Here is a 16,134-nt window from a genome sequence, read left to right on the forward strand (position 1 = left end):
ATACTGCGCCTCTTGTCTTGAACACTGAGGTCGCCCATGCCATCCGTTATTTCCACCGACGTTCTGATTGTCGGCGCCGGGGTTGCCGGCCTCTGGCTGAATGCGCGCCTGCGCCGCCAGGGGTTTTCCACGGTGTTGGTGGAAAGCGCCACCCTGGGCGGCGGGCAAAGCGTGAAGTCCCAAGGGATCATTCACGGCGGTGCCAAATACGCCCTGCACGGCGCCCTCACTGGCGCCTCCGAAGCCATTGCCGACATGCCGCGCCGCTGGCGTGAAGCGCTGGCGGGCAACGGTGAGCTGGACCTGACCGGCGTGCGCCTGCTGTCCGAAGCCCATTACCTGTGGTCGCCCGGCACGATTGCCGGCAACCTCACCAGCTTCTTCGCCAGCAAGGCCGTGCGCGGCCGTGTCGATCAGGTCAAGGGCGACGACCTGCCGCCAGCCCTGCAAGACCGTCGCTTCAAGGGCAAGGTCTATCGCCTGGCAGAGCTGGTTATCGACGTACCGAGCCTGATCAAGCGCCTGGCCCAGCTGGCCGGTGATGGTTTGCTCGCTGGGCAGCACATCGAACCCTTGCTGGAAGGCAACACACTCATCGGTTTGAAAGTAGACGGCCGCGAAATCCGCGCCCAGCGCATCGTGTTGAGTGCCGGCGCGGGCACGGCGGATCTGCTGACCGCGCTGGGGCTGAGCCAGCCGGCGATGCAAAAGCGCCCCCTGCACATGATCATCGCCAAAGGGCCTGGCCTGAAGCCGTTGTACGCCCACTGCCTGGGCGGCGGCACCAAGCCGCGCATCACCGTCACCACTCACCCGGCCGCCGATGGCAACTGGGTGTGGTACATGGGCGGCGACATTGCCGAAGCCGACGGCGTAGCGCGCACGCCGGAAGAGCAGATTGCCACCGCGCAGAAAGAACTGGCGCAATTGCTCCCGTGGATCGACATGAGCCAAACCCAGTGGGCTACCCTGCGGGTCGACCGTGCCGAGCCACTGCAATCGGGCCTGACCCGTCCCGACAACGCCTTCATCGCCGAGGAGGGCCGCCTGTTGGTGGGCTGGCCGACCAAACTGGCCCTGGCGCCGGACTTCGCCGATCGGGTGATCACCAGCCTGGAACGTGACGGCATCCGCCCAAGCGCCAGCGAGCCCCTGCCCGACCTGCCAAAACCCGCCATCGGCGTACCTGCCTGGGAGCAACTGTTGCCATGAGCCTGCCCACCCTGCACGACCTGCATCGCCCCCTGGGCAGCACCGGCCTGATGGTCTCGCCACTGGGCCTGGGCACCGTCAAGCTGGGCCGCGACCAAGGGGTGAAGTACCCCAGCGGCTTCCAGATTCCTGGTGACGACGAGGCGCGCATGCTATTGCGACAGGCGCGCGAACTGGGCATCAACCTGATCGACACCGCGCCGGCCTACGGCATGAGCGAGGAACGCCTGGGGCCACTGTTGCGCGGTCAACGCCAGGACTGGGTGATTGTCAGCAAGGTCGGTGAAGAGTTCGAAAATGGCCTGTCCAGTCACGACTTCAGCGCGGCCCACACCCGCCTGTCGATCGAGCGCAGTTTGAAACGACTTGAAACCGATTTTATCGACCTAGTGCTGGTGCACTCCGACGGTAACGACCTGCATATCCTCAACGACTGTGAGGTCTACCAGACCCTGGCCGAGCTGAAAAAGGCAGGCAAGATCCGTGGTTTCGGCTTCTCCGGCAAAACCGTCGAAGGCGGAGTGAAGGCTCTGGAACAGGGCGATTGCGCCATGGTCACCTACAATTTGAACGAACAGGCCGAGAAAGCCGTCATTGATTATGCGGCGACCCACGGCAAAGGCATCCTAGTGAAAAAGGCCTTGGCCAGTGGCCATGTTTGCCTGGAGCCTGGAATGGATCCAATTCGTGCGAGTTTCATGCTGTTGTTTGCGCAAACGGGCATCGCCAGTGCTATTGTCGGGACCATTAATCCGCTGCACCTGGCCCATAACGTGGCGACCGCTGCCCAGGTCATTCGTCAACTCTGATGCCGCCCACGCGGCCGACCCCGTCGCAAGAAGGAGCCGACATGCCGCGAACGCTCATAAGAAAAAACCCCAGCAACTTCAAGACACTGCCGCTGCACGTCGAAGCCACCCCCGAAGGCCTGAGTTACCAGAGCGTCGGCATGCCGCTCAACTTTGCCCAGACCCTGCAACGGCGCAAACCGGTGGAGGTGGCCGACCCAGAACGTTTCGCCCTGGAACTGGCCAACCTCGGCGTATCGGTTCGCCTGACCTTGCATTGGCAGAACCGCGATTACTGGGTGCTGGTGCGCCAACGCCGCCAGGACCGTGGCGATGTGGTGCTCAAGCTGATCTCCGGCTACGTGCCCGCCCATGAACTGAACCTGCCGCTGCACACTGCCATCCAGGAAATCGCCGAAGAGTGCCTGCTGGAGACGCCGGAAGGCTGGCTGGGCGGACGCTTCAACGACACCTGGCTACCGGCGCCCTATTCCGCAGCGCTGCATTACCGTGAAGCCCTGCCCTTTCGCCTCAGTCCGCTGTCCGGTGCCGCCCGGCCGGTACGCTGCGCCACCACCCAATTGATCGAGCGCCCACGCGCTTATGTGCACCTGCCCACCGCCTCCCTGCAACTGATCTATGACCTGCGTCTGGAAGTGCCCAAGGAAGCCAAGTCCCTGAGCCTGTTCCATGTAGACGAGCGCCTGGAAGGCGATCAACTGGTGGCACGCCTGGACCGCCAGCGTCCTGACCTGTACCTGATGCCATTGAAAGACGGCCAGCCCTTGGCCGAGTTGTACACCGTCAAGAAAGACCAGCTGTACCCGGCGAGTACACGGGGTTTGTACCTGGCGGAAAGCTTCGCCCAGCAGGAAGGCTGGCTGGTGCGTGAGGAGCGGATTCGCTGGAAGGATTGGCTACGCCAGCAGGGCTTGGCGGAGCCGGAGAAAGAGTCGAAATTGAAGCGCCTGGCACAGCGGGTACTGCGCAAGATTGTGCCCAAGAAAAAAGCCAAGGCCTGACGCCAACGCGATATGGGAACTGGCTATGGTGGGAGCTGGCCAGCCAGCTCCCACATTTGATTGCGTTCAGCCTTCGAGCAAGCGTTCCAACCCGACCTTCAACGGAGTGGGCTCGGGCAACTTGAAGCTCGCCAGCAAGCGCTGGTTATTCGCCCGCGAGTGGCGAATATCCCCGGAACGCGCCGGCCCGTAAGTCACCGTCGGCAACTTGCCGACAATTTCTTCCAACGCCTGCAGCACCTGCTTGAGGGTAGTCGTGCGGTTCCAGCCCACGTTGATCGCGCCCAACGGTGCGTCCGGCGCTTCGATGGCCTGCACCAACACGTCCACCAGGTCTTCCACGTACATGAAGTCACGGGTTTGCTCGCCATCGCCAAACACGGCAATCGGCACGCCCTGCTGCACGCGTTCGCTGAAGATGCTGATCACGCCGGAATACGGCGATGACGGGTCCTGGCGGGGCCCGAAGATATTGAAGAAGCGGAAGATCACCGGTTCCAGGCCATGCTGGCGACGATAGAAGTCGAAGTAGAACTCACTGGCCAGCTTGTCGGACGCATAGGGCGTCAATGGCGCCTTGGTAGTGTCTTCGTCAATCGAAGCGCCTTCGCCATTGTTGCCATAGACCGCCGCGCTGGAGGCATACACCACGCGTTTTACGCCAGCCTTGCGCATGGCTTCGCAGACATTCAAGGTGCCGACGAAATTGCTCTGGTGCGTGCTGACCGGATCATCCACCGAGGCCTGCACCGAGGCCACTGCCGCCAGGTGCACCACCGCCGTTGCGCCGACAGCGGCACGGGCCACCAGCTCGGCATCGGCCACATCACCTTCCAGCAGTTCGACGCGTGGATTGTCCAGCGGCAAATTGCTGCCCTTGCCGGTGGACAGGTTATCCAGCACTCGCACGCCATAGCCTTTGGCAAGCAGTGCATCGACCAGGTGCGAGCCGATAAAGCCGGCACCGCCGGTGATCAGGACCCACTTATCAGCGTTACTCATTGTTGCGGATCTTCTCGACAATGGCGGTGGTCGAGCTGTTCTCGACCAGGCCCAGCACTTTGACCTTGCCGCCGTAGGCGCTGACGATATCCGCCCCTACGACCTGGTCGACGGAGTAATCGCCACCCTTGACCAGAACGTCCGGCTTGACCTGGGCCAGCAGGTTTTCCGGGGTCGCTTCAGGGAAGCTGATCACCCAGTCCACCGCGCCCAGGCCAGCCAGCACCGCCATGCGACGGTCGACGCTGTTGATCGGACGGCCAGGGCCTTTCAGGCGACTCACCGAGGCGTCATCGTTGACCGCCACGATCAGGCGGTCGCCTTGGGCGCTCGCTTGCTCCAGGTAAGTCACATGACCAGCGTGCAGGATGTCGAAGCAGCCATTGGTGAACACAATGCTTTCGCCATGGGCACGGGCATCGTCAATCGCCAGCAGCAGTTGCTCGATGGTCAGCACACCGCGTTCCGAACCTTCGGAGCGCTGGATCGCACGACGCAATTCAGGCGCGCTGATGGCAGCAGTACCCAATTTGCCCACCACAATGCCCGCCGCCAGGTTGGCCAGGGCCACGGCGTGGGGCAGTTCTTCGCCCGCCGCAATCGAGGCGGCCAGGGTGGAGATCACGGTGTCGCCGGCGCCGGTAACGTCGAACACTTCACGGGCACGTGCCGGCAGGTGCATCGCCGGGTGGCCAGGACGCAGCAAGGTCATGCCGTGCTCGCCACGGGTTACCAGCAAGGCGCCCAGGTCGAGGTCGGCCATCAACGCCGCGCCCTTGGTCACCAAGTCGTGCTCATCGGTGCAACCGCCGACGATGGCTTCAAATTCGCTGAGATTGGGCGTGATCAGGCTGGCTCCGCGATAAATCGAGAAGTCCTTGCCCTTGGGATCGGCCAATACCGGAATGCCCTTGGCCTTGGCGGCCTGGATCAGTTCCTGGTGATTCTTCAAGGCGCCTTTGCCGTAGTCGGACAACACCAGCACCTTGATGCCTTCGAGCAACTGGTCGACCTGGCTACTGAGGGCGAGGGCGTCGGTGCTGAAGGGTTCTTCGAAATCGATACGCAGCAATTGCTGGTGCCGGCTCATGACCCGCAGCTTGACGATGGTCGGCTGGTGGGCAATGCGCTGGAACAGCGCGCGCACGCCAGCACCGCGCAGGCTATTGGCCAGGCTGTCGGCGGCTTCATCGTCGCCGGTCACACCCACCAGGGAGGCCGGGGCGCCGAGGGCGGCAATATTGAGGGCAACGTTGGCAGCGCCGCCTGGACGGTCTTCGATTTGCTCGACCTTGACTACCGGTACCGGCGCCTCAGGGGAAATCCGTGAGGTACCGCCATGCCAGTAACGGTCGAGCATGACATCGCCGACCACCAAGACAGGGGCTTGATCGAATCGCGGCATGGACAACTTCATGGAGCAACCCACATACAAAATGAACAGGGGCGCGATATTAGCACAGGGTTACAGGAGGATTGCGGGAGGGTTTTGCAATGCAGGAACCGGCAAGCCGGCTCCTACAAGGGAGGCTCAGGTGATGTCGGCGGAAACTGGCGCATCCAGCCCCATGGCATGCAGGCGGGCGTAGTAGCCGTTCTGGGCCAACAGTTCGCCGTGAGTGCCACGCTCGACAATCCGACCGTCGTCCATCACCAGGATCAGGTCAGCTTTCTCGATGGTGGACAAACGGTGCGCGATCACCAGCGTGGTGCGACCTTGCATGACCTTGTCCAGCGCCGCCTGAATGTGGCGCTCGGACTCGGTGTCGAGGGCCGAGGTGGCCTCGTCGAGAATCAGCAACGGCGCGTTCTTGAGCAAGGCACGGGCAATCGCCAGGCGCTGGCGTTGGCCGCCGGACAGCAACACGCCGTTTTCGCCGACCTGGGTGTCGAAGCCCTTGGGCAACTGGTCGATGAAGTCCTTGGCATTGGCATCCGCCGCGGCGGCTTCAACGTCCGCCCGAGGTGCACCCGCCAAGTCGCCATAGGCGATGTTGTTGGTCACAGTGTCGCTGAACAGCGTCACGTGCTGGGTCACCTGGGCGATGTGCTTGCGCAGGTTGAGCAGCTTGTAATTTTCGATCTCGACGCCGTCCAGCAGGATCTCGCCGCTTTCATGATGATAGAAACGCGGGATCAGGCTGGCCAGGGTCGATTTGCCACTGCCCGAACGCCCTACCAGGGCGATCATCTGCCCAGGCTCGGCGGTAAAGCTGATGTCCTTGAGCACATGGCGTTCGGTGCCTGGGTAGGTGAAATTGAGGTTGCGTACGTCAAGACGACCGCTGACTTTTTCACGCTCGATCGTGCCGCGGTCAACTTCGACCTCTTCGTCCAGCTGTTCAAAAATGCTTTCGGCGCCCGCCACACCCTTCTGAATCGTCGAGCTGACTTCCGAAAGCTGGCGAATCGGCTTGGGCAACAGGCCGGCCAAGGTGATATAGGCCACCATGTCACCCGCCGAAGCATCACCGCGAAGATAAAGGACCAGGAACATCAGCACCGCCATCGCGGTGTAGATCACCAGTTGCAGCGCCGGCGTGTAGATCGCCCCGGTACGGGTCATGCGCAGTTGCTTGTCGGTGTTGCTCTGGCTGGCCTTGAGGAAACGTTTTTCCTCGTAGACTTCGCCACCAAAGCTGCGCACGACGCGATAGCCCTGGATGGTTTCCGACGCGACGTGGGTCACGTCGCCCATGGCCACCTGGATCTTCTTGCTCTGCTTGCGAAATTTCTTGCTGGCCGTGCTCACCATCACTGCAATCAACGGCAGGATGGCGATCATCACCAGCGTCAGGCGCCAGTTCATGTACAGCAGCGAGGCGAACAGGAAGATCACCGTCATGCCTTCGCGAATCACCACTTTAATAGCATCAGTGGCCGCGCCCGTGACCATGGTCACGTTGAAGGTGATACGGGAAATCAGGTGCCCGGAGTTGTGGTTGTCGAAGTAGCGGTTCGGCAGTGTCAGCAGGTTGTTGAACAACTGCACCCGCAGGTCGTGCACCAGGCCCAGGGAAACCTTGGCCAGCAGGTAGTTGCCAAGGAACGAACCGAGGCCCTGCCAGGCGGCAATCAGGATGATCAGCAGCGGCACGGCCTGCAGCAATTGCAGGTCCCGCAGGAATGGCACGCTGGGGAACAGCACCGCTTCAGGATTGGAAAGGCCGTCGACGAAGTACTTGAGGATGTACCCCAGCATTGGCTGGGTCGACGCGAAAATCAGAAATCCGACGATGCTCAGCGCGAACAAGCCGGCGTAGGGCTTAACGTAACTGAGCAGGCGGAAGTATATTTTCAAGCTCGAAGGGCTTGCGCTCGGACTGGAGTCGGTCATATCACGCGGCGTTTTGAAAAAGGAGGCTGACTTTAGCACAGCTTCTCTGTTGTACTTGCACCCTGCATGACCCACAGCCTGGTCGGACCCGACCAGCGACATTACATAGCCACTACTTTAAGATGGTTGGCTTTCTCAAAATGGAATGGCTTTACTGTATGCACTCCAAGCGCCTGATCTATGGCTCAAATCGCGTTTTCGACTTCCTGGTCCTGTGGATTTTGCCCATTGGCTTGTTGTTATTGCTGAGTTCGCTGTTCTTCGTATCCAACCGCAACGTGCTGCATCGAATCGTCTACATCCTGTTCAGCGTACCGACCCTGTTCATGTTGTGCATGCGCCCGCGGGAGCTGAAAGAGTTACTGCGCGAGCCCCTGGCGCTCGCATTCCTGGTCTTCTCCGCCTGGGCCATGACCAGCCTGCTGTGGAGCCCCGAGCCCACCGCCGACACCGACCTGTTCAAGCGCCCGCTCAATACCTTCATGCTGTTTGGCGGCTGCGGTCTGCTGCTGCACTACCGCAACGAACTGTTCAAGCCGATCTTCTTCAGTGCAGCTGTAATTGCACTGGTGGTGAGCCTGTGCAACCTGGTGGCGTTCGTCAAAGGCTTCGAACCGGGCATGCGCATGATCGGTGGACGTGGCGCCCTCGACAACCCGCTGCTCAGCTCTCATCTATTCGGTTTCTTCTGCGTCTACTGGCTCTATGTCTGCATGACCACCCAGCGCCTGAAAGTGCTGTGGTTCAGCGTCCCGGCCCTGGCAGTCATGCTCGCGGCGGTTCTGGCCACAGGCTCGCGCACACCGCTGGTAGCCCTGACACTGACCATCCTGTGGATGACCTTCGTCAGCCGCAACCGCCGCTCAGCCTGGCTGATCGCAGGCATGATCCTGGGCGCCGCAGGGCTTCTGCTGCTCTACCCCGAGGTGATCACCAATCGCGGCAGCTCATTCCGCTTCGAATTGTGGGGCATGTCCCTGCAGCGCATTGCTGAACATCCATGGATCGGCCACAGCTATGACTCCGAGCTGTACCTGACCCTGGCCGACGGCAACGAGCTGCGCGAGCCGCACAGTTTTGCCCTGGGCGTGCTGTATTACGTCGGGATCATCGGTTTTATCCCATGGATCTTCATGCTCGGCTGGGGCCTGTACAAAGGCCTCAAGGAACGGGCACAACCCCTGTTTATCCTGGCCTCGTCGCTGCTTGCCTATGGCATCGGCGCCGGCTTGACCGAAGGCGGTGGCATTCTGTCACGGCCCAAGGAGCACTGGTTCCTGCTGTGGATCCCACTGGCCATCATCACCGGCCTGAGCATCGCCCAGCGCCGCCGCAGCCTGCTGCGCATACCGGTGCAAAACCTGCAGCCTGAAGACTTCGAGCAACTGTGCGCCGATGCCCACGTGATCGAAGCCGACGGCCTGGGCCCGAAGGTCCTGCGCCTGGCCAACGGTCGCTTCCTCAAAGTGTTCCGCCCGCGCCGATGGTATACCTCAGGCAGCTTCAACCCTTACTCCGAACGGTTTGCCAGCAACGCCGAGCAATTGCGCTCCCTGGGTATCCCCACGCCGCAGATTCTCGGTGTCTATCGACTGCGCGACGCCAGCAGTGCCGTCAGCTACACGCCACTGCCCGGCCTGACCCTGCGCCAGGCCCTGCAAAGCCTGGACAACAGCCTGCGTGAATCGCTGATCGAACGCTTTGGCCAGTTCATGGCCCAACTGCATGAGCGCGGCGTGTACTTCCGCTCGCTGCACTTGGGCAACGTACTGTTGATGGACGACGGTGAGTTCGGCCTGATCGATATCGCCGACCTGCGCATCTACCCGTCGCCGCTGCGCAACGCGTTGCGCCAGCGCAACCTTCGCCATATGCAGCGCTATCCGCAGGACCGCGCCTGGCTGTTCGAAACTCACTTCGAACAGTTGGCCAAAGGTTATGCGTCGGTCGCCAGCCCAGGCGCCACCGCGAAAATCCGCGAGCACGTACTGGCGTTGGCCAGCACCGCCGCCTGATAAAAAAGGCGACTATCACTGCTGATAGTCGCCTTTTTCATTTCGCCTGCCGCCTCACTTCCTCAGAGGCGCCAGATACAACCGCACCAAGCCACGCAAGGTCTTGCGCCCCCAGAACTTCAGCGGGATCTGCTTGAGGATTTCCCGCGCCAATGGCCGGTCACGGTCGGCTGTCTTGAGGAACATCGAGTTCAGGAAGTTGTAGCGCACGGCGTCATAAGCCGGGTGTTCGCTGAACTGGGCATACGTCTTGAGAATATTCTGGATCATGTAGCGGTGGTTCTTGTAGGTGTTGCTCGCGTGCTGCCGATACTGCGCCATTACCACGCCCAGGGCGTCGATCGTGTAGCCGGCAGCAGTGATCTTCAGCTGGATCAGCAGGTCTTCCAGGGGAATCAGCGGGTCGAAGCCGCCGACCTCCTCCAGCACGTCGCGGCGGATCAGCATGGTTGGTGCTGGCGGGAAAGGCTTGCGATCCATGAACATATCGTCGAAGTCGAGACTGCGAAACGGTACGTCGCGGCGCTGTTTTTTCTCCGGGTGCAGGTTGCCATCACCGTCGATCAGCTCGATATTGCCGGCGCACATGCCCACCTTGGGTTTGTCTGCCATATACGCCACCTGGGTGGCGATACGGTCCGGCAGCATGATGTCATCCGAGCCGAACGGAGCGATCAGGCTGCCCTTGGCGCGGGCGATGGCACCGTTGAGCGTGGCGGTCAGCCCCTGGTTCTGCTGCACCTGGAAATCAAAGCCGTGCTCGGCCTGCAAGCGTTGGATGCGCTCGACACTGTCATCCTTGGAGCCGTCATCCACCACCAGCAGTTCGATATTCGGGTACGTCTGGCCGAGCACGCTGAGGATGCTCTCTTCGATATACCGGCCGTGGTTATAGGACGCGATAATCACCGAGACCAGGGGTTGTTGCGCGGTCATGCTCTACCTACTTCTTTCAAACCGGTTTCGATGAGGTTCAGGTACTTCTGCTGGAATTCAGCCAGTGCGTGGTTTTCTTCCAGGTAACGGAACACCTGTTCACCCTTGGCGCGCAATTGCTCATCGCTCATGGCCAGGTAAGTGTCCAGGGCAGTAGTCAGTTGCTCGACATTGCCAGGCTCGTGGGACAAGCCGCCCGCCCCTTCAACCAGCGGCAGCATGGCCGGGCCGTTGGAGGCAATCACCGGCAAGCGTCCGCTCATGCCTTCCAGTAGCGCCAGGCCCAGGCCCTCAAGCAAGGAAGGCATGGTCCAGATATCGAAGGCACGCACATACTTGAGGCCATCCTCGCGAAAGCCCAGCAGGTGCGCACGGCCAGTGAGGCCGAGACGCTCTATGTCCCCACGCAAATCCGCCTCGGCACGGCCGGAACCGATGATGCCGACCTGGGCGTTGGGGTATTTGTCCTTGAGGCGCGCGAACGCCTGCAACAGATGCGTATGGCCCTTGATCGGCACCAGGCGTCCCAATGCGCCGATGATCCGCGCGTCGAGCGGCAGCCCGAGCGCCTGGCGCGCCTGCTCGCGTGGCAACTGCAAAGCTTCGGCCTGCGGAATATCGATGGCGTTGGTGACGAAGGTGGTGTTCTCGTGGGTAAAGCCGCATTTGAGGCCGACCAGGTAATCCCTGACCGCCGCCGACACCCCGACAAAACGCCAGGCCGGGCTGACCAAACGACGCGTCTGGCGCCGGCGATAGGCACGCTCGTACTCGCCGAAACCGTGGGAGATACCAATGCACAATGGAATCTTCAACCAGCGGTTGAGCGACAGCATCATGTTCACCGACTTGAAGCGATTACAGATGACCACGTCGAACTTCTGCTCGCGGCAGTACTTGTAGATCTCCCACATGGCGCCCAGGCGAATGCCCTTGAGCGCTTTTTCGGGAAACTCGAAATATTTGGAGTGATCCGCCACGCTCAACGGCTGTCCCGGCTGCGGTCGCCCACTGAGGAAGGCCGACGTCACCTCAAACCGCTCGGTCGGCAACGCCTTGACGATCTGCTCGCCAAGATCGGCGAAATCATTGAGTTTGACGTTGTAGTCAGGCTGCAATTGCAAAACCTTGAAACGAGGCTTCATATCACTCCATGAGGCAATCGGGCGGCTACACGCGGGCAGCCCGACGAAAAAATTCAATTTCAGTCCTGCTTCAGCACCCAAAGCAGCTCGTGACGGCGCACGGCCTTGCGGAAAAATTCATTCTCGCCGTAAGGCGATGGACCACGACGCGCAAGCCATTGCTGCAACAAGCGACGCACCCGACGCTTGAACGGTGCCCGGGGCTGCAGGTCATGCATCATGCCCAGCGCCATGGCCTTGTCCTGCTGCTGGCTCAGGCTCAGCACGCGGCAATAGGGCTCAAGTACCTGAGCGGCATCGAACTGCGGCGGCAAAGCAATGCCGGCGCCTGAATCACCCATGGGCCAACGGTCGTTATCATGCAGATGATTGGCGTAGCCAAGCAATGTGGTCGGTTGCCACTCAAGGCCCTGCAAGGCTCGCACTACGGCGGTGTGCGCGCAGATATGGTCCGGGTGCGGGTCGAGCACCGGTGTCGGCAACACAATCACCTCGGGGCGCGCCTTGAGCAGCACCGCGCGCAGGTCGGCAATCAGGTTGTTCCAGGTCGGCGCGCCGTCTACATCGCCCGGCAACGCCAAGGCATTGAACTGACGGAACAGCCGCGTATCGTCCAACTGCGCTTCGCGCGATGCCTGGGGCTGATCGGGGGCGTCACGCATGGCCGGCAGTTGCAGACAGAAGTACCCCAGTTGCACGCAGTGCGCCTCGGGCACACCGGCCCAGCGCGGTACGGCAATGCTGTCCCAGGCGCGCAGGCGCCCTTTGATCCGCGCCGCTTCAGCCTTGGCCATGCCCATCTGTTGATAGTGCTCGGCCTCGATTTCACCCGCCGTCAGGGTCACGATCCAGCTTTCATCCGCCTGACCGTACAGGCCGAAGGCAGCTAACTCGGCATCGTCGGCATGGGGCGCGATCACCATCACGCGCTGTCGGGCAGCGTCGGGCTGGCGAAATACCCACAAGACAGGCTGGCCGATCACGCGGCAAAAACGACCGCGCAGGCGCAGTTCACCGCCGGCCAATGCCGCCGCCGAGCCAGTGAGGTTCAGGTAACGCTTGCCGGCCACGCCGCGCTCGAATGCCTGGCGATCGTCCAGAAACTCAACCGCAGGATCAAATAAACGCCCCCACAGGTTGCTCTTGAGCTGTACTTCGACGATCAGCGTTTCATCGCCAGCCAGCTCAAGCGGCCTATCGGCCAGCAACCTGCTGCCTTCCAGACGCAACCCGACCTGTTGGCCACTCGGCGCAAAACGGTACTGGTAGTCATCCTTGGGCGAATAAAACAGGTGGTCAGCAAACCAGGCTTCGTGGGCCACCCACAACACGACCGCCAGGATCAGCGGCAGCCACCAGGCCACCAGCACACCGGCCGCGATCAACAGCAGCAGCCCGATCAGCAGCGCAATGCGTTTATTGCGCCGGTGGCGCTTGAGCAGTTGCTGTTTGCGACTCATACGCTGAACACCGGCACCGGGTTGCACCAGCGCTCCTTGTACTCACGGTCGGCACGCCCGAAGGAAAAGCGCAGCGGTTTATCCACGGCACGCGCCTGTTCCCAGGCGCTTTGCGTGTTGAGGAAGCTCAACACGCTACCGGGGCTGAACGCGCGGGTTTCAGGGTCGACCCCGCCGTTGACGTACTCAATGCTGGTCCACTCGGGCGCCTCGACGCGATACACCAATTGCACAGCAATTGGCGCATCGTTGAGAAACAGCACCGAGCCGATCAGGAACTCCTTGAGCAGCGCCAGCACCTCGGCCAGGCGCTCGGCGCCCGTGGCCGCAAAGCCCCAGCGGCGCTGGAACAGATCGCAATAGATCGCCGCCAGTTCCGTGCTCGAAAACTCGCTCACCGCCCGCACCACGCCGCCCGCCTCTTCCAGCAGACGCAGTTCGCGGCGCTGGTTGTAGCGAAACTTCTTCGACAAGTCTTCGGGGGTACGCGCCATGGCTAATTGCTCGGCCTGGGGCTTGAGGGTGCTGATACGACCCTCGTTCAGCGCTGAGAGGTAGCGCCCGCGATGGCGCACCGGCAACTGCGCATCGGCAGCGATCGGCAGGATGATCTCGGCATTGCCCAGGTCAAACAAACCTTTCTTGCCGCTGCGTTTGAGCACGTCCTTGGACAGGGCCAGGTCGCGCCCCCAGGTGGCAATCGCCCCCTTGAGTTCGCCGTCCTGTTCCCAGCCCAGGTAGCGCACAGGAATCTGCGCCAGGCCCGCCAACCGCTCGACAATCTGCGGATGGGTCGCCACGCTGCCGCCGAACCGCTGCCAGGCCTGGGCGTAAACCTCGGCCTCGACTGGCGCCCAGCCACGCTCACGCCAACCCTGGAAGCGGTTCAGCATTTAGACCACGGCGTCATAAGGGTCCACGCCGTCTTTGACGACCAGGATGTCTTCCATGATCAGGTATTGCAGGTCGGAGCCGAAGAACATGTCCAGCGCGTCTTTCGGCGAGCAGATCATCGCTTCGCCACGACGGTTGAGCGAGGTGTTCAGCGACACACCGTTACCGGTCAGCACTTCCAGCTCTTTCATCATGTCGTAGTAGCGCGGGTTGTACTCGCGCTTGAGCACCTGGGCGCGGGAGGTGCCATCTTCATGGACAACTTCCGGCACTCGGGTCTTCCACTCTTCCGCCACTTCAAAGGTGAAGGTCATGAACGGCGCCGGATGGTCGACCTTGATCATCTGTGGGGCGACAGTGTCGAGCATCGACGGGCAGAAAGGCCTCCAGCGCTCGCGGAACTTGATCTGGTGGTTGATGCGGTCAGCCACGCCGGTGGCGCTCGGGCAACCGATGATCGAACGACCGCCCAAGGCGCGCGGGCCAAACTCCATGCGGCCTTGGAACCAGGCCACCGGGTTGCCGTCGACCATGATCTTGGCGATGCGCTGCGGCATGTTGTCGATCTTGCGCCACACGGGCTTGCTTTCGTGCTTGGCGCACGCCGCAATCACCTCTTCGTTGCTGTAGGACGGGCCGAGGTAGACGTGCTCCATCTTCTCGACCGGTACACCACGGGCGTGGGACACGTAGGCCGCTGCACCGACAGCCGTGCCGGCATCGCCGGACGCTGGCTGCACGAACAGCTCCTTCACGTCGTCGCGGGCAATGATCTTCTGGTTCAGCTTGACGTTCAACGCGCAGCCGCCAGCAAAGGCCAGCTTGCCGGTGTCTTTCAGAATGTCGCCCAGGTAGTGGTCGATCATCTGCAGCGCCAGCTTCTCGAACAGCGCTTGCATGCTGGCGGCGTAGTGGATGTACGGCTCGTCGGCGATATCGCCTTCGCGCTTCGGACCCAGCCACTCGATCAGTTTTGGCGAGAAGTAGAACCCCTTGCCCTTTTCTTTGTAGCGGCGCAGGCCGATGACGTTGGCGTATTCGGTATTGATCACCAACTCGCCGTTTTCAAAGGAGGCCAGGCGCGAGAAGTCGTATTTGCTGGCGTCGCCGTACGGCGCCATGCCCATGACCTTGAACTCGCCGTCGAGCATCTCGAAACCGAGGAACTCAGTGATCGCGCCGTACAGGCCGCCGAGGGAGTCCGGGTCAAAGAATTCCTTGATCTTGTGGATCTTGCCGTTTTCGCCGTAGCCGAAGAACGTGGTGGCGTACTCACCTTTACCGTCGATGCCGAGGATCGCGGTTTTCTCCTGGAAGCCGGAGCAGTGGTAGGCGCTGGAAGCGTGGGCCAGGTGGTGTTCAACCGGCTCGATCTTGATTTTCTTTGGATCGAAGCCCAGTTGCTCCAGGCACCAGACGATCTTGTTGCGATAGCGCTTGTAGCGACGGTTGCCCATCAGGATCGCGTCAAGGGCGCGGTCCGGGGCGTACCAGTAACGCTTGGCGTAGTGCCAGCGCGCCTCGCCGAACAGGCTGATCGGGGCGAACGGAATCGCCACCACGTCAACGTCGGAAGGCTTGATGCCGGCTTGTTCCAGGCAGAACTTCGCCGATTCGTAGGGCATGCGGTTCTTTGCATGTTTGTCGCGTACGAAGCGCTCTTCTTCGGCGGCCGCGATCAGCTTGCCGTCGATGTACAAGGCTGCGGAAGGATCATGGCTAAGGGCGCCGGACAGGCCAAGAATCGTCAATGCCACAGGGGTCTAGCCTCTTTTAGTCTGCATGCAGGCGGGTTGCGCCTGAAAAAAGTGTGCCTCCTGCCCGGGCAGGAAACAGCTAAAGGGCGGGATTATAGCTTAAAAGCGAAGGGAAGCTGTTAGCGGCAAGCGTCAAGAGGGATCAGCGGAAGATCTCGATGCTGCCGTCCTGACTCTGGCGGTAAATGGTGTAGGGCAAGAAAAATGTATCCAGGACAGCAGATACGGGCACATCGAGAAAAGGCCATGGAACATCGTTCAAGGAGACCCCACTTCCAGAGTTCGGTGGCGCATGCAGCACGCACAAGTCATAAGCCACTCCGCTGTAAACGCGCGGAACCGACTGGCAATAGGTTTTTTTCGCTTTGAGCGACTGGACTGTAGCACTGTCTTCACGCAGCACCGTGGTCATGGTGCCGCAACCGGCCACCATCAAAGACACACCCAGCAATGCCAATAACCCTGCAACGTTAGACATCATAAATCTCTCCAATCTGTAGAGGGACCAAAAACCTACCACCGCACCCAGCTATTTACAGTCACCCGACAACGTAACGTTGCGTAGG

The 16,134-nt window shown here is 61.2% G+C and carries 13 protein-coding genes; 4 read left to right on the plus strand and 9 right to left on the minus strand.

Going from position 1 to position 16,134, the window contains the following annotated elements:
* Positions 1-36: 36 nt before the first annotated feature.
* The 3 genes from WH299_RS06125 to WH299_RS06135 are packed head-to-tail and all read left to right on the plus strand — an operon-like array spanning position 37 to position 3,022.
* Complete coding sequence (locus WH299_RS06125; protein WP_323623122.1) at positions 37-1,212, plus strand: NAD(P)/FAD-dependent oxidoreductase; 1,176 nt, start codon at positions 37-39, stop codon at positions 1,210-1,212.
* Positions 1,209-2,021 (plus strand): aldo/keto reductase, encoded by an 813-nt coding sequence (locus WH299_RS06130; RefSeq protein WP_339549865.1) that lies wholly within the window; start codon positions 1,209-1,211, stop codon positions 2,019-2,021. Before WH299_RS06125 ends, WH299_RS06130 begins: the two co-directional genes overlap by 4 nt.
* Positions 2,022-2,062: 41 nt before the next feature.
* Positions 2,063-3,022 carry a hypothetical protein gene (locus WH299_RS06135; protein ID WP_028615485.1) on the plus strand — a complete coding sequence of 320 codons (960 nt, stop codon included), beginning with the start codon at positions 2,063-2,065 and terminating at the stop codon, positions 3,020-3,022.
* A 66-nt stretch (positions 3,023-3,088) separates the two neighbouring features.
* Here the strand turns inward: WH299_RS06135 and WH299_RS06140 are convergent, their stop codons facing one another.
* From WH299_RS06140 to msbA, 3 genes are all read right to left on the minus strand, one after another.
* Positions 3,089-4,024, minus strand: coding sequence for an NAD-dependent epimerase/dehydratase family protein (locus WH299_RS06140; protein WP_122730547.1), 936 nt, complete (start codon positions 4,022-4,024; stop codon positions 3,089-3,091).
* A complete protein-coding gene (gene hldE, locus WH299_RS06145) occupies positions 4,017-5,441 on the minus strand; it encodes a bifunctional D-glycero-beta-D-manno-heptose-7-phosphate kinase/D-glycero-beta-D-manno-heptose 1-phosphate adenylyltransferase HldE (RefSeq protein WP_016975611.1) in 1,425 nt (474 codons plus the stop codon). Before hldE ends, WH299_RS06140 begins: the two co-directional genes overlap by 8 nt.
* A gap of 114 nt (positions 5,442-5,555) precedes the next feature.
* Positions 5,556-7,361: a lipid A export permease/ATP-binding protein MsbA gene (gene msbA / locus WH299_RS06150; protein WP_028615483.1), complete on the minus strand. Its 1,806-nt coding sequence runs from the start codon at positions 7,359-7,361 to the stop codon at positions 5,556-5,558.
* A gap of 158 nt (positions 7,362-7,519) precedes the next feature.
* Here msbA and WH299_RS06155 point away from each other — a divergent pair, with 158 nt between their 5' ends.
* On the plus strand, positions 7,520-9,376 hold the full coding sequence (locus WH299_RS06155; protein WP_126569644.1) for an O-antigen ligase family protein: 1,857 nt from the start codon (positions 7,520-7,522) through the stop codon (positions 9,374-9,376).
* Between the two features lie 54 nt (positions 9,377-9,430).
* On the opposite strand, the gene WH299_RS06160 is transcribed toward WH299_RS06155, so the two are convergent.
* From WH299_RS06160 to WH299_RS06185, 6 genes are all read right to left on the minus strand, one after another.
* Positions 9,431-10,312 carry a glycosyltransferase gene (locus WH299_RS06160; RefSeq protein ID WP_339549866.1) on the minus strand — a complete coding sequence of 294 codons (882 nt, stop codon included), beginning with the start codon at positions 10,310-10,312 and terminating at the stop codon, positions 9,431-9,433.
* Positions 10,309-11,457: a glycosyltransferase gene (locus WH299_RS06165; protein WP_323623125.1), complete on the minus strand. Its 1,149-nt coding sequence runs from the start codon at positions 11,455-11,457 to the stop codon at positions 10,309-10,311. The genes WH299_RS06160 and WH299_RS06165 overlap by 4 nt, the downstream gene beginning before the upstream one ends.
* Before the next feature lie 59 nt (positions 11,458-11,516).
* On the minus strand, positions 11,517-12,917 hold the full coding sequence (locus WH299_RS06170; protein ID WP_305383443.1) for a PIG-L deacetylase family protein: 1,401 nt from the start codon (positions 12,915-12,917) through the stop codon (positions 11,517-11,519).
* Positions 12,914-13,810 carry an antimicrobial resistance protein Mig-14 gene (locus WH299_RS06175; RefSeq protein WP_339496556.1) on the minus strand — a complete coding sequence of 299 codons (897 nt, stop codon included), beginning with the start codon at positions 13,808-13,810 and terminating at the stop codon, positions 12,914-12,916. The genes WH299_RS06170 and WH299_RS06175 overlap by 4 nt, the downstream gene beginning before the upstream one ends.
* The gene (locus WH299_RS06180; protein ID WP_028615477.1) at positions 13,811-15,568 is read right to left on the minus strand and encodes a carbamoyltransferase family protein; all 1,758 of its coding nucleotides are present in this window, start codon (positions 15,566-15,568) and stop codon (positions 13,811-13,813) included.
* A gap of 142 nt (positions 15,569-15,710) precedes the next feature.
* Entirely contained in the window at positions 15,711-16,049 is a 339-nt protein-coding gene (locus WH299_RS06185) for a YceK/YidQ family lipoprotein (protein WP_126569647.1), read from the minus strand.
* Between the last annotated feature and the right edge of the window lie 85 nt (positions 16,050-16,134).

Source organism: Pseudomonas sp. MYb541, assembly GCF_037479595.1.
GTDB lineage: Bacteria > Pseudomonadota > Gammaproteobacteria > Pseudomonadales > Pseudomonadaceae > Aquipseudomonas > Aquipseudomonas canadensis.